General features: G+C 49.6%; 11 protein-coding genes. 6 read left to right on the top strand and 5 right to left on the bottom strand.

Annotation, left to right across the window (positions count from 1 at the left end; all coding sequences use genetic code 11):
- Positions 1-368: 368 nt before the first annotated feature.
- Complete coding sequence (locus EHS89_RS01560; protein ID WP_124924348.1) at positions 369-1,778, top strand: DEAD/DEAH box helicase; 1,410 nt, start codon at positions 369-371, stop codon at positions 1,776-1,778.
- A gap of 737 nt (positions 1,779-2,515) precedes the next feature.
- Positions 2,516-3,811 carry a purine-cytosine permease family protein gene (locus EHS89_RS01555; RefSeq protein ID WP_229753507.1) on the top strand — a complete coding sequence of 432 codons (1,296 nt, stop codon included), beginning with the start codon at positions 2,516-2,518 and terminating at the stop codon, positions 3,809-3,811.
- Between the two features lie 87 nt (positions 3,812-3,898).
- Here the strand turns inward: EHS89_RS01555 and EHS89_RS01550 are convergent, their stop codons facing one another.
- A complete protein-coding gene (locus EHS89_RS01550) occupies positions 3,899-4,840 on the bottom strand; it encodes a LysR family transcriptional regulator (protein ID WP_124924346.1) in 942 nt (313 codons plus the stop codon).
- Positions 4,841-4,985: 145 nt separating this feature from the next.
- On the opposite strand from EHS89_RS01550, the gene speB reads away from it, so the two are divergent.
- Positions 4,986-5,924, top strand: a complete 939-nt coding sequence (speB, locus tag EHS89_RS01545; RefSeq protein ID WP_124924345.1) for an agmatinase — start codon at positions 4,986-4,988, stop codon at positions 5,922-5,924.
- A 359-nt stretch (positions 5,925-6,283) separates the two neighbouring features.
- Here the strand turns inward: speB and pdxR are convergent, their stop codons facing one another.
- Positions 6,284-7,795, bottom strand: a complete 1,512-nt coding sequence (gene pdxR / locus EHS89_RS01540; RefSeq protein ID WP_124924344.1) for a MocR-like pyridoxine biosynthesis transcription factor PdxR — start codon at positions 7,793-7,795, stop codon at positions 6,284-6,286.
- A 93-nt stretch (positions 7,796-7,888) separates the two neighbouring features.
- Between pdxR and EHS89_RS01535 the strand changes: the two genes are divergently transcribed.
- Together EHS89_RS01535 and EHS89_RS01530 are read left to right on the top strand one after the other, a co-directional pair.
- Positions 7,889-8,485 (top strand): pyridoxamine 5'-phosphate oxidase family protein, encoded by a 597-nt coding sequence (locus tag EHS89_RS01535; protein ID WP_229753509.1) that lies wholly within the window; start codon positions 7,889-7,891, stop codon positions 8,483-8,485.
- A gap of 750 nt (positions 8,486-9,235) precedes the next feature.
- Positions 9,236-10,078 carry a tetratricopeptide repeat protein gene (locus EHS89_RS01530; RefSeq protein WP_124924343.1) on the top strand — a complete coding sequence of 281 codons (843 nt, stop codon included), beginning with the start codon at positions 9,236-9,238 and terminating at the stop codon, positions 10,076-10,078.
- A 74-nt stretch (positions 10,079-10,152) separates the two neighbouring features.
- Here EHS89_RS01530 and EHS89_RS01525 read toward each other — a convergent pair whose 3' ends face one another.
- Together EHS89_RS01525 and EHS89_RS01520 are read right to left on the bottom strand one after the other, a co-directional pair.
- A complete protein-coding gene (locus EHS89_RS01525) occupies positions 10,153-10,755 on the bottom strand; it encodes a hypothetical protein (protein WP_124924342.1) in 603 nt (200 codons plus the stop codon).
- Between the two features lie 173 nt (positions 10,756-10,928).
- Positions 10,929-11,534, bottom strand: coding sequence for an HD-GYP domain-containing protein (locus EHS89_RS01520; protein ID WP_124924341.1), 606 nt, complete (start codon positions 11,532-11,534; stop codon positions 10,929-10,931).
- 289 nt (positions 11,535-11,823) lie between these two features.
- Here EHS89_RS01520 and EHS89_RS01515 point away from each other — a divergent pair, with 289 nt between their 5' ends.
- Complete coding sequence (locus EHS89_RS01515) at positions 11,824-12,105, top strand: hypothetical protein (RefSeq protein ID WP_124924340.1); 282 nt, start codon at positions 11,824-11,826, stop codon at positions 12,103-12,105.
- Here the strand turns inward: EHS89_RS01515 and EHS89_RS01510 are convergent.
- Positions 12,102-12,995 (bottom strand): patatin-like phospholipase family protein, encoded by an 894-nt coding sequence (locus EHS89_RS01510; protein ID WP_124924339.1) that lies wholly within the window; start codon positions 12,993-12,995, stop codon positions 12,102-12,104. The two genes, EHS89_RS01515 and EHS89_RS01510, sit on opposite strands and share 4 nt — an antisense overlap.
- Positions 12,996-13,014 lie beyond the last annotated feature (19 nt).

The following is a 13,014-nucleotide window of genomic DNA, read 5'->3' as shown; positions in this document are numbered from 1 at the left end:
GCTCGGTTATTGTCGTAAACCTCAACCCTTCGGGCCAGCTAAAGCTGTTCAGGCTTCGCCTGTCGCAGCACCCATTGGTAAACGAAACGCGCAGGGGAGTTGGCGCAGCCAACCCAGCAGCAGGGGCGGCTTTGGATTGTTAAGGCTTTTGGGCGCCCAAAAGCCTTAACTCGCCAACGGCGAAACCGGATAACCCGTTCCAGCCAATACCAAGAAAATACGCTGAATTATGCATTGGGTCCCTATTGCTTTTATCTTGCGAGTACTGCGGCACAGCTGAATACAGGCACCACCTATTACCCAATCACCCTCACTGCTATAATACGCCGCCTCCCCATACTATTGACCTACCTGAGCCCTGAGCCACCATGCCATTTTCAAATCTCGGATTATGTGACCCCATTGTAAAAGCCATTGAAGAGCAGGGTTACAAAACCCCGACGCCTATTCAAAAGCAAGCCATCCCTATTATTCTTTCGGGTAAAGATCTGATTGCAACGGCGCAAACCGGCACCGGTAAAACCGCGTCTTTTGTTTTACCAATGCTGGAAAAGTTTAATCAGGACCGTACGTTACGTGGCAAGCGTATACGCGCGCTGATTCTTACACCGACCCGTGAATTGGCGGTGCAGGTTGAGGCGAGTGTTGCGCAATACAGTAAACATCTGAACCTGAGCTCTATGGCCATTTATGGTGGTGTGGATGCAGAGGCACAGAAAGAGCGTTTGATTGAAGGTGTCGATATCTTAGTGGCCACTCCTGGTCGATTGCTGGATCTGGCACATCAGCGGGCATTGCACTTTGATGAACTGGAAGTGTTGGTGCTTGATGAAGCCGATCGCATGGTGGATATGGGCTTTATTGGCGATATCGAAAAGATTATCGATCGCTTACCGGACGCACGGCAGAACTTACTGTTCTCGGCAACGATGAATCCCGGTGTTCAGCATCTGGCGAATAGCTTTGCTGATAGCAAGATGAGTGAAGCGGCGGTTGAGATATCTGTTTCACCTAAGGTGAAATCAGCAGCCTCGATCAAACAGTGGTTAATCGCGGTCGATAAAGATACTAAGTCCGCATTATTGAGTCACCTGATTAACGAACAACAATGGGATCAGGCGCTCATTTTTATAGAGAAGAAACATGCGGCTGCCAAGCTTGTGGTTCAGCTGGCCAAGCGTGGTATTACAGCGGATTGTATCCATGGCGACCGAAGCCAGGTGATGCGCGAAAAAATACTGGCCGACTTCAAGTCCGGCAAGCTGAAATACCTGATAGCCACCGGCGTTGCTGCCCGGGGCCTGGATATAGGTAAACTCAGCCGGGTAGTTAATTACGACCTGCCTTTCAAACCCGAAGACTACATTCATCGAATAGGCCGAACCGGCCGTGCTGGCGAGACCGGCGAAGCGATCTCGTTTGTGGCATGGGGCGACTTTAAAAACCTGTGCGCGATTGAAAGCCGCTTAGACCACCTGATAGATCGCAAAGAGATTGAAGGCTTTCCAGTAAGAAAAGAGGTGCCTATCTCAATCCTGAACTATGTTCGCAAGGAGCAGCCCAAAGCTATCCCTCCGTCCAAGTCTAAGACGAAATCCAGATCCAAGCCTGAATCCAAGTCAGGGCCTAAATCTAAGTCTGAATCAAAGTCTGCATCTAAGCCAGCATCTAAGTCTGCATTTAAGGACAGGCCGGCACCAAAACCTCGCAATAAAGCATCAGGGAAAAGCGGCCGCAGTACCAGTGAGCCAGGTAAGAATAAACATATTTGGGGTTAAGGTCAGACCGCGGCCGTGCCGCTAGCTAGACGTGACTTCTTCACTTGCTAGTGGTTAGACGTCGCTCTGCGACTTGCTAGAAAAAGCAAAGACAAAACCTTCTTTACATGGTTGGTAGTAATGCCTGATTTATAACTCCGTAAGGTTGGCTTGGCACGGGCATCATCCCCCTTCTGTGCAGCCGAGCACATCGTGCCCTTTGGGTATTGGAGGTTACCAATGGATTAGTGCGAGGACTGTCTGAGGGTACGTAGTACCCTCGGTTATTGTCGTAAACGCCAACCCTTCGGGCCAGCTAAAGCTGTTCAGGCTTCGCCTGTCACAGCACCCATTGGTAAGCGAAACGCGCAGGGAAGTTGGCGTAGCCAACCTAGCAGCAGGGGCGGCTTTAGATTGTTAAGACCTTTGGCCGTTTAAAGGTCTTGGCTCGCCTTCAAGGCGAAATCTGACTTCCAGAAATAGCAATACAAGTAAAAAATGCGAACCCATTCTTCGTTATCTAAGCCGCATGACAACGCTCATGAACGAAGAGAATGCCGTTGCTCAACAAGGTGGTGGTCACTCATATACAAATACTAATTCCCTTATTCACAATTCTCTCTGACGACACTCTCGTATTCTGAATGAATCCCCGCAATGGGAACCGTTAAAAACAATAAGAGAGAGACGTTATGGCTGGAAATATAAAAACAAACAGCAGTGGAGCTGCTTCATTATCAGTACCCCAGGACGAACGGATGAATAAAGGCTCACTGAGTATGGCCTGGTGGGCGATCTGTAGTGCGATGTTCTGGCTGGTGGTTGCAGCAACGCTGGCGATGAACTTCGGTACTATTAATGCGCTGATCGGCCTGGGCCTGTCGGTTATTACTTATGGACTGATCAACGCGGTCATTACCCGCTATGCAATTAAAACCGGCTTATCGGTGGCGCTGTTTTCACGGGTACTGTTCGGTAAAGTTGGCGCGACGCTGGCCACCCTGATCTTCTTCGCGACGGCGATCTATTACTCGGTATTTGAAGGTTCTGTTATCGCGGTGGCGATTCAGGCGTATTTCCCTTCCCTGAGTATCGAAATGGCTTATCTGCTGGTGGTTATGTACAGCGTACCGCTGGTGTTCGGTAGCGTGCAGACCTGGTTGGATAAGTTTAACGGGATTCTGTTACCGTTTTATATTCTCGGCCTTATCGCTGCTGTGGCGGTATCTATTAATGAATACGGTTATAGCAATGCCTGGCTGGAGCTGGGGCCTGAAGGTGGTGATCCTGAGAACGGCTGGTGGAACTGCTTTACCTACTTCATGGGTGTCTGGATTCTGATGATGTATACCTGGGATTACGCCCGTTTTGGTAAGGAAGACGATTCCGGTTTCCATGCCAAGATCAATTTTGGTATGCCGTTCTACCTGTTCACTTTTATGGTGAATGGTGTTGTCGGTATCTTTCTGGCAGCGACTATTCCGACTGAAGGTGGTTTGTCTGAAGTATCGGTAGTACTGGCGATTCTGAAGCTGATGGGTATCTGGGGCTTGCTGTTTGTCTGGGTTAGCCAGACCCGGATTAATACCGCCAACTTCTATCTGGCAGCGGAAAACATGCAGGCGTTCTTTGAACGGTTCGGTTTGAGTGCTGTACCGCGCTTTGTCTGGGCGATTGCCGTAGGTGGCGTTGTCTATGCGTTGATGCTGTTGAACGTATTCAACTTTATTTTGCAGGCGCTGGCTTATCAGGGCATCTTCGTGGTGGCCTGGGTTGCGATCGCACTGGCGCATATCTTCTCGCCTAAGTATGACCAGCTGTTTGATGGACATATTGAGTGCTGCCCGCAGCGGGTCACTTCGTTTAACCCTTGTGGTCTGATCGCCTGGTTCTCCGGTGCAGGTTTGGGAATCGTGCTGCTCAATTTTGCCAACCCTTCACTGGCACTGTTCGCAGCGCCGGTCACTTTCCTGGTGTCGTTCTGCGTATACCTGATGCTGCTTAATAGCGCCAAACATCACTGGTTTGTGAAAGAAGAAACAGTAACTAACTGATAGCTATTCTTATAGATCACTTCTTAGCCGGGCAACGCCCGGCTTCTGGCTAGCTGCGCTAAGGGCTACGTCGGGTGTATTGGCAGATTACGCAGTGCTATCTGCCAGCTCACTTTGTGAAGTTCTGAGCAAGGCGAGCCGGGTGAGTAACCAGCGAATAGCCGGATCATTGTCATAGAGTGGGTGGTGCAGTGACACCATCTCTATTTCTGGCATATCTTTGGGCGGCGTTAACAGCCGGACCGGCAGCATTTCAGCAAAGAGTTCAGCCATCTGTCGGGGCAGGGTCATAATGCTGTCTGTCATAGCGACAATTCGGGCACCGGCCATATAGTTGGCGGTACGGGCGATATGCATGCGTTGCAGATGTTGTTGCTCAAGCCAATGGTCTATGCGGTCCGATGTGACGCCGCTCAGGTCGGAGAACAGTACATGGTTCTGCTGACAGTATTGCGTCAAACTGAGCTGTGACTTCAATTGGGTATTGGTGCTGCCGACTAAGCAGGCCAGCGGTTGAATCTGCCATGGCTGACTGATCAGCTGTTTATCGACTGTCTGCTGTTTATCTAACCCGATAATTAGATCAATCTCACGGTTTTCCAGCCGTTCTCTGTTACCGGACTCACTGATCATCTCAATCTCAATGCGTATTCCCGGTGCATCCTGTTGTAGTTGCTGCATCAGAGGGGGCAGGCTGATCGCTTCGAAGTAGTCGGTACAGGCAATCGTAAAGCTGCGTTCACTGGTGGCGGCCTGAAACTCCTGTTGTGGTTCGAGACTGCGTTCGATCAGGCGAATAGCCTGACGCAATTCCGGTAGTATCGCCTGGGCACGGGGGGTCGGTTGCAGGCCATTACCGCTGCGCACTAATAATGGATCATCTAATAACTGTCGTAGTCGGTTGAGCGCGTGGCTCATGGCAGACTGACTCAGAAACATCCGTTCAGCTGCCCGGCTGACATGGCATTCGGTCAACAGTGCTTCTAATAACAGCAACAGGTTCAGGTCAAACTGGCGTAGTGATTTCATAGTGATAATCGCTATCTATATGGTGCATGTCTTTATTATAACTATGCATTTCAATAATGATATGGGTACAAGTATGCTGGTTCTTAAGCGCTCGATATAAGCGCTCGAAACAGCTGTAACTACGAGAATGTAATTGAGGTGAACGATGTCTGATATGCCTAAAACCGTTGCTGATGCGGACCTGCCTATTTATGGCTCTTTGGGAATGACCTTTATGGAGTTTCCGGTGGTGAACGATCTGGCCGGCTCTGATGCGGAAGTGATTGTTGCCGGGGTGCCTTTTGATATGGCAACTTCGGGGCGATCTGGTGCCCGGTTCGGACCGCAGGGTGTGCGACAGGCATCGGCACAGCTTATCTGGGAAGGGGCGCGCTGGCCCTGGTCTTTCGCCCTGGATGATCACCTTAAAGTGGCTGATTCGGGTAACGTGCTGTTTAAGCATGGCGAGCCTCAGACCATGGTGGATAATCTGGAGGCGCATATCGGCAGTATTCTGAATGCCGGTAAGTCATCGCTGACCTTTGGCGGCGATCACTTTATTACGCTGCCGGTATTGCGCGCTTATGCTAAGAAGCACGGTCCACTGGCGCTGATTCACTTTGATGCGCATACCGATACCTATTCCGGTGGTACTAAATATGACCATGGCACATTGTTTCATCATGCCGTAGAAGAGGGCTTGGTGGACACCGAACATTCTATTCAGATAGGCATTCGTACCGCTTATGATATGGACGATCATCCATTTGAAGTACTGGATGCTGCCTGGGTTGGTGATCATGGGCCCCACGGGATACTGGAACGGATTAAAGCGCGTGTAGGCGATAAAAAGGCCTATGTCAGTTTTGACATCGACGGTTTAGATCCTGCCTTTGCGCCGGGTACCGGAACACCGGTATCAGGCGGTATGACAATGGACTGTGCCCTTAAGGTGATTCGTGGTCTGCAGGGCTTGAATCTGGTGGGTATGGACGTGGTAGAAGTAGCGCCGGCCTATGACCATGCAGAGATCACCTCACTGGCAGGTGCCACACTAGCGCTGGAATACCTCTATGTGCTGGCGGCGAATAAAGGCGCGGGGTAAGCGGCGATCGCTACGCTTGTTTAAAGTACTTCGATCGCTACGCTTGTCCGATTGGCGCTACGCGCCGTGTCCGAACACTTCGTTTGTCCGAGGTCCGAAAGGGCGGTTCTGCTGTTTGTCTAACCTCTGTGCCCTTAGCAAATCCCTTGGGTACTGAGGTTTAATTATTTGGTTAATAGCATTTGATTTTCTTTTAGCGGACAAGTTGCTTTGCAACGTTCGGACAAGCGAAGCGATCGGACAAGCGAAGCGATCGGACAAATGAAATGTTCGGACAAGCATCGCGCTCGAGTTAGTAAAGCGCTCGGACAAATGAAATGATCGGGCAAGCGAAGCGTTCGGTAGTTAAAGCGCTCGGCTTATAGCGTCGTTTTAAGCAATTTTAGCCCCTGATCTATCTGCGCTTCGTTATAACCGGCAAAGCCAATAATCAATCCTGAGCGGGGTTGTTGCTGATCGTAATAGTAGGACAATGCCCGTACACCTAACCCTAGTCTTTCTGCTTTAGCGGCTATTGCCTGATCATCATAGCCTTGAGGGAGCAGAAACACGGCATGCATGCCGCCATCACTGGGTTCCCATGTCAGTTGATTACCAAATTCATGCTCAACCCGTTGTAACAGATAGCTACGTCGTGCTTTGTAGAGTTTGCGCATACGCCGCAAATGACTGGCGAACAGGCCACGTGCCATAAAGTCGGCCAGGGCTAATTGGGGCAGGGCTGAAAGGCCGCCATCAAGAAAGCCCCGCATCCGATTAAAGGGTTCGACTAATGCAGGCGGTAACACCAGGTAGGCGAGCCGGATATTGGGGTGCAGGATACGGCTGAAGGTACCGGAATAGATGACTGAGTGTTCTCCATCAAGTCCCTGTAAGGCTGTCAGGGGCGGGCCGTCAAAGCGGAACTCACTGTCATAGTCATCTTCGATAATGCAGCGGCCATGCTGACGGGCCCATTGCAATAGTTGTAACCGCCGTTCCAGGCTAAGGGTATAACCCATCGGATAATTTCTGGACGGGGTAATAAAGGCCAGCTTTGCATCCTGTTTTCTGTTGAGCGCTATGTCGGTTTGAAAGCCCTGTTCATCGATAGGAATAGATACTTTAACGCCGCCGGCGGTACTGATTGCACCATCGATACCGGGGAACCCCGGGTCTTCGACTAATACTTTGTCTCCGGTGTTAAGCAACATTGAGAAGGCCAGCTGCATACCTTGTTGTGATCCGGAGCAGATCATTATCTGATCCATATTGCAGCGGATACCCCGGCTGGCGCTCAGGTACCCTGCGATCTCCCGACGTAGCTCCGGTTCACCCATATAGCTGCGGCCGGAACTGAACTTCATCTGCCGCCCGGCGTGACTGACGGAACGCTGCCATTGTGGCCAGGGAAACTGATCCAGCGCGGGCAGGGCTGGCAGTAGTAATTGTTCGTTAGAGTGGCTATGCAGGGTGCGTAACTTGTGTAACTCATTACTTTTATCGGAGAGCTGGATACCAGATGTCTGGGTGTTGTCTGTCGGGCTTTTTTTGCTGACAGCCTTAAGTTGTAGCTGGGGTGAAATATAGCTGCCATCGCCATGACGGGTTTCTATGTAGCCTTCGGCCTGTAGCATCTCATAGACCTGTTTTACGGTATTACGCGAGAGTTTTAATAACTCGGCCAGTTCACGGGTTGAGGGTAGGCGGGCATCAGCGGGTAATTTACCCGCCATAATCTGCTGCTGCAGATAGTTAAATAGCGCCCGATAGCGTGGCCGTTGGGTCGCCCCTTGATGTAGAAAGGGGGTGAACAGCTCTGAATGCGATCGCTTATGTAAGTTCTTTTGTAAGTTCTTATGTAAGCTCTTAGGTAAGTTCTGATGCTTCAAAATGGGCCTTAAAATGGAAGGTAAAGTGGATCTTATTAAGATCCACTATACGGTCTAATCTAGCGCCATAGCAAATCATAAGTGAGAGTCGTTGTGAGCGAAATTGAAGTGACAGAACGCAGTCGGGTTAAGCGTGGCCGTAAGAAGGCCAGTTATGACAGGACGTTAGTTAACAGTATTATCGATGAAGCCTGGGTGTGTAATATTGGCGTCTCTGTTGATGGTCAGGCACTGGTACAGCCAAGTTCACACTGGCGGGTAGGTGATGAGTTATTTGTTCATGGTTCGGTTAAAAATGGTCTGTTCCAGCAGGTTATAAAGGGTCAGACAGCCTGCATAACCTTGTGCATTCTGGATGGTCTGGTATTCGCCCGCTCCGCATATGAACATTCAGTCAACTTCCGTTCTATCGTTCTGTTTGGTAAAGGCCGTTTAGTAGAAGAGCCGACTGAAAAACGGGCTGTATTGGATGCTTTGTTAGATAAGTATAGTGCTGGTCGGTCACAGGAAGCGCGTCCGCCTACAGAAAAGGAGATGCGGGTGACGGCGGTGTTTGCCTTTCCAATTGAAGAAGTATCAGCCAAAGTCAGCAGCGGAGGGCCTACCGATTTGCCCGAGGACTTAGAGCTGGATATCTGGTCTGGAGTGAAGCCGGTTAGTAATGTAATTGGTGAGTTGATTCCTGATTAACGTCTTTTTGTTTCACCACAGTGAACACAGAGCACACTGAGAAGAGCGATTAAACAGGGTATGAAGTACTGCGAGTGCTGCGTTTGTTCTAGCCCCGAAAAGGCGGTTTTGTTTGGTTATCTTCTATATTCTTGGATTTTTTCCTCCGTGTTCTCTGTGCCCTCTGTGGTTAATAGCTTTTGGTTTTACCACGGAGAACACAGTACCCAAGGGGGCATGCTAAGGACTCAGAGAAAGGCAAATAAAGCCGGGAGCTGAGGTCTTAGAGCGTTTCGCTTGTCGAAGCTCGGGCACTCTGTTCTCTTTCTATGTTCTTTGTTTTTCTAACCTCCGTGTTCTCTGTGTCCTCTGTGGTTAATATCTTTTGGTTTTACCACGGAGAACACAGTACCCAAGGGGGCATGCTAAGGACTCAGAGAAAGGCAAATAAAGACGGGCCTAGGTACGGAGAAAGCTTTGCTTGTCTGAAGCTCGAGCACTCTGTTCTCTTTCTATGTTCTTTGTTTTTCTAACCTCCGTGTGCTCTGTGCCCTCTGTGGTTAATATCTTGCGGTTTTCTGTGGTTAATAGCTTTTGTCTTTTTGTCCTTAGCGGACAAGTTGCTTTGCAACGTTCGGACAAGCGAAGCGTTCGGACAAATGTAATGATCGGACAAGCATCGCGCTCGGCTTTTATTTATTCGCTCTGTAGCCCGTTGTTTGTCCCTAATTTATCCTATACTTCGTGAATGTAAGATGGGGGGGGAACAGGATGATAAGGGATAAATTCAGGGCCGTTAAACTAGCTATTCTGATGTTAACCGTTGTGCTGTCTGGCTGTAGTGGATTTTCCGGATTTGGTTATCAGGAAGGTCCCAGAGTGCATGAAGACCGGCAGCAGGCCAGAATGATTTATCAGCAGGGTATGGATGCTACACAAGGGCGGGGGCAGGCTCAGGATTATCAGCTAGGTGTGCAGCTATTCAAAGAGTCAGCTAAATATGGTTCGGTTGATGGGGCCTATATGGTCGGTATGTCATATGTTACCGGCCGGGGAGTCGCTACGGATTATAACGAAGCGGCTGACTGGCTTGATCTGGCCGCTCGTAAAGACCATCCCGCCGCACTTTATCAGCTTTCAGTGCTATACCTGAATGGCAAAGGGGTACCGAAAAACAGTGTCTGGGCGGCCTTTTTATTAAATCGTGCCGGGGATCTGGGGCACAGGCAATCCAGTTATGATCTCGGAGTGGCATATGCTAAAGGGTTGGGGGTAAAACCTCAGCCGGGTGCTGCCTGGTACTGGTTTTCTGTGGCACGTAAAAAAGGAATATCTGAGGCGATACCGTTACAAACCCGAATGCTACGGCGAAGCAGTGATGAGCAGCGCCGGTTGGCGATGAATCAGATGCGTTATCGGGGAGCCAAAGTCGATCGCCCAACAGCGCAGTTTATCCAACAACGCTTGAATACGATCGGCTATAAGGCCGGTATTGAAGATGGAATTTGGGGAGCAAGAACAGAGCAGGCGTTCCTGCGTTTTACCCGTCAGGAGTTGCTGCTTAATGAACTTGAGCTGGACTGGAGGGCTCTGAAGATGATCCGGGACTATTGAGTCAGGATAATAAATCCCGGATATCGTACTCAGATGCTATGTAGTATTTCACGAAAAACTAACGCCAGTTTAGATTAGCTTTGTTCTTCGCCAGTTTCTTCATCTGTACTGCCATCGTCGGTATCTTCGCTGACTTCTTCAGCAAGATCAAGTAATTCATTAACTGCTTCTATTACTTCGGTATTCAGTTCTTTATTAGCAGCCTGTCCGAGAAATCCCATCGCCTCTAATTCATGTTGAGTACGTTCTTCCTCTGATTCAGCCGCATGGGCTGCAGTGATTGAGGCTTCATATTGAGCGATAAGTCCTACTGCAGAATGGGGGGCTGCGTTGGCACGGGCTGTTGCCGATGCGTGGGCAGCATTCAACCGGCCTAAACTGGATGCAACTGCGCCGTGGTTATTGCCTAAGCCTTTGCTATGTCCCGCACCATGTCCTTTGCTATGGCCTAGTCCGTTGCTTTTACCGTGACTATCCCAAGAAAAGTCAGCTGCGCCATGGCCTTTGCCACCGCCATGACCATTTCCGCCGCCATTGCCTCCTTCGCCACCTTTAGCGATTGCGTAACTGCCTATATCCAGTCCTGTCGCCTGGGGGATCATTACAGGCGTTAGCGTTAAAACAATTGCCAGGCCGATGCTACCGAATACGGCCATATCAGTATGTTGAGATGTCATTGTAAGCTCCTCTTTACACTCATACAGCTTAGAAGGGATGCTGGCGTGCTTCAAATGAATGTTATTGCATACGGAAGGGGCTAACCTGAAAGCTATTGAACTCGAGAGTTGCTGAGTGTGCTATCGGCTACTTAACACAGCCGTTATTTAACGCCAGCTATCTCACATGCTTGCTATCTGACACGAAAGTCACTGCGCTTAATACATTTATGAAAGTGCCGCATTAGATCTGGATCGTGCTTGATGCCGGTTTCAGATTCTAAAATTTCTATAATCTGGCTATGGCTGCGGCCCCGGTGATAGGCTCGGGTATAGGCCATCGCATCATAACTATCGACAATGCTGATAATACGGGCTCCGATAGGGATATTTTCTCCGCTGACACCGTCGGGATAGCCACTGCCGTCTATATGCTCATGGTGATGGCGAATGATATGTGCGGTTTGCGAGGCGCCATCCAGTTCAGTGGAGAGTACGATTTGTTCCCCAATCGCCGGGTGCTTGTGCATTATTTCCCAGTCATCGTCATCCAGTTTGCCCGGTTTCATCAGGATATGGTCAGGGATGCCGATCTTACCAATGTCATGGAATTTCGAACTGATGCGTAACGCGCTGATTTCACCCTCAGACAGTCCTGCTGCGATACCTAGCTCAGTGGCCAGATCCTGGACCCGGTCAGAATGCTCCTGTGTGGATCGATCTCTGAAACCTAAAGCGATGGATAATGCTTTAGTTCTGCTTTCTAATGCCTGATAGGTGAATTTAGCTGGGTGATCCATTACCGCTCCAGATGATCTGAATCTACGTTCCTTTTACTGTAGTACGTGATTAGCGTACGAAACTTCTATTTCAATTAATCGGCGGCTAATCAGGAAACTAGAGTATTTTAGGATCTGATGATGAAACAAGCGAGCAGTTTTTGAGTTTATGATTTTTTAGTCTTAGCTTAAGTTTTCTGTTAGTTGGGTGCGCGCAGCTACAGAATGGATATGCTATTAAAAATTATATTATCGATCTGAATGGGGGCATTACTGTATTGAAGGGCTGTCGCAATGCAGAACCTTGTCATTGATCTCTCCTTCATATCGGGAGAATGAGATCGCAAAAGCCTATGGTATGGCCAGGCAAAACTATAGCTGGAGCCCTAAGGAGCTGGCTAAGATTGTGCTCAACCCACCGGATGATAGTTACCAGGCGGAGCGCCTGAGTAATACAACCTATCGGGTGCCGCCCACCTATGCAAAACATTTGGTGTGGGATGTACTCAGCTGGGAAGACTTTATTCTCTATAACGATGAAGAAAGTCCGGGCAAGTACTTTCCGGTAGGCCCGATCCCTCGTCGCCATTAGGTTCTTGCTGGAATGTTCTTGGCCGCAGCCTGATAGCCCAGTTCAATTAACTCTGCAGCCCGGTGAAACTCCAGTGTGCTGCAAACATTGCGAGGGATGTCGATGCTCAAATCTGGTGGATAGGCTGCCAGTTTTTGGCGTGCAATAGTGGTTTGCATCGCATCAAATGCCTGATGGGCTATGTCATAGGCTTCCCAGTCGAAACTGCTGCGCTTGGATACAGAACCTGTCAGATCACTGATATAGCTACTGATACGCTGATGCAGTGGCATTGATTCGGGACGGTCTTGTGACACGGGTATCGGGCAGCTTCCAACTTTCACCGGTTCACCTGAGAGGTTGACCGCAATGGTCAGGTCATTCTGATCACTAAATGTCGGTGCGATAGGTACAGGGTTGAGTACACCGCCATCGATGAGCCTGTCACCGTTTAACAGTACCGGTGTAAATAACAGGGGCAGGGAGATAGATGCCCGAATCGCATCAAACAGCGAACCTTTGTCCAGCCAGACCTCTTTATTATCATCGATATTGGCGGCTACCGCAGTGAAGCTGATGGGCAGTTGTTCAATATCGGTATCGCCGACCAGTTCAGTCAGAGTGTTAATAATCTTATCACCCTTGATCAGACCGCTGTTGCTCCAGGACAGATCCAGCAGATGGACGATATCCAAACGGCCAATGGCCCTTACCCAGGCTTCATATTCGTCCAGTTTGCCTGCGGCATAGATACCGCCGACCAGTGCGCCTATGGAACAGCCTGATATCGAACGGATCTGGTAGCCCTGTTCTTCTAACCACTGAATAATGCCTATGTGAGCTAAGCCCCGGGCGCCACCGCTACCCAGTACCAGCGATACGGTTGTCTTATGCTGGGGTTCAATTGTCATCCTTACTCCTACGCTACAA

The organism is Amphritea balenae (genome assembly GCF_003858655.1).
Lineage (GTDB): Bacteria > Pseudomonadota > Gammaproteobacteria > Pseudomonadales > Balneatricaceae > Amphritea > Amphritea balenae.
This window is presented reverse-complemented; position numbering and strand designations above follow the sequence as displayed.

Coding starts and splice junctions, on each gene's coding strand:
- EHS89_RS01530 (WP_124924343.1), top strand. CDS start 9,236: ATGATAAGGGATAAATTCAGGGCCGTTAAACTAGCTATTCTGATGTTA.
- EHS89_RS01555 (WP_229753507.1), top strand. CDS start 2,516: ATGAATAAAGGCTCACTGAGTATGGCCTGGTGGGCGATCTGTAGTGCG.
- EHS89_RS01560 (WP_124924348.1), top strand. CDS start 369: ATGCCATTTTCAAATCTCGGATTATGTGACCCCATTGTAAAAGCCATT.
- speB (WP_124924345.1), top strand. CDS start 4,986: ATGTCTGATATGCCTAAAACCGTTGCTGATGCGGACCTGCCTATTTAT.
- EHS89_RS01510 (WP_124924339.1), bottom strand. CDS start 12,995: ATGACAATTGAACCCCAGCATAAGACAACCGTATCGCTGGTACTGGGT.
- EHS89_RS01550 (WP_124924346.1), bottom strand. CDS start 4,840: ATGAAATCACTACGCCAGTTTGACCTGAACCTGTTGCTGTTATTAGAA.
- EHS89_RS01520 (WP_124924341.1), bottom strand. CDS start 11,534: ATGGATCACCCAGCTAAATTCACCTATCAGGCATTAGAAAGCAGAACT.
- EHS89_RS01525 (WP_124924342.1), bottom strand. CDS start 10,755: ATGACATCTCAACATACTGATATGGCCGTATTCGGTAGCATCGGCCTG.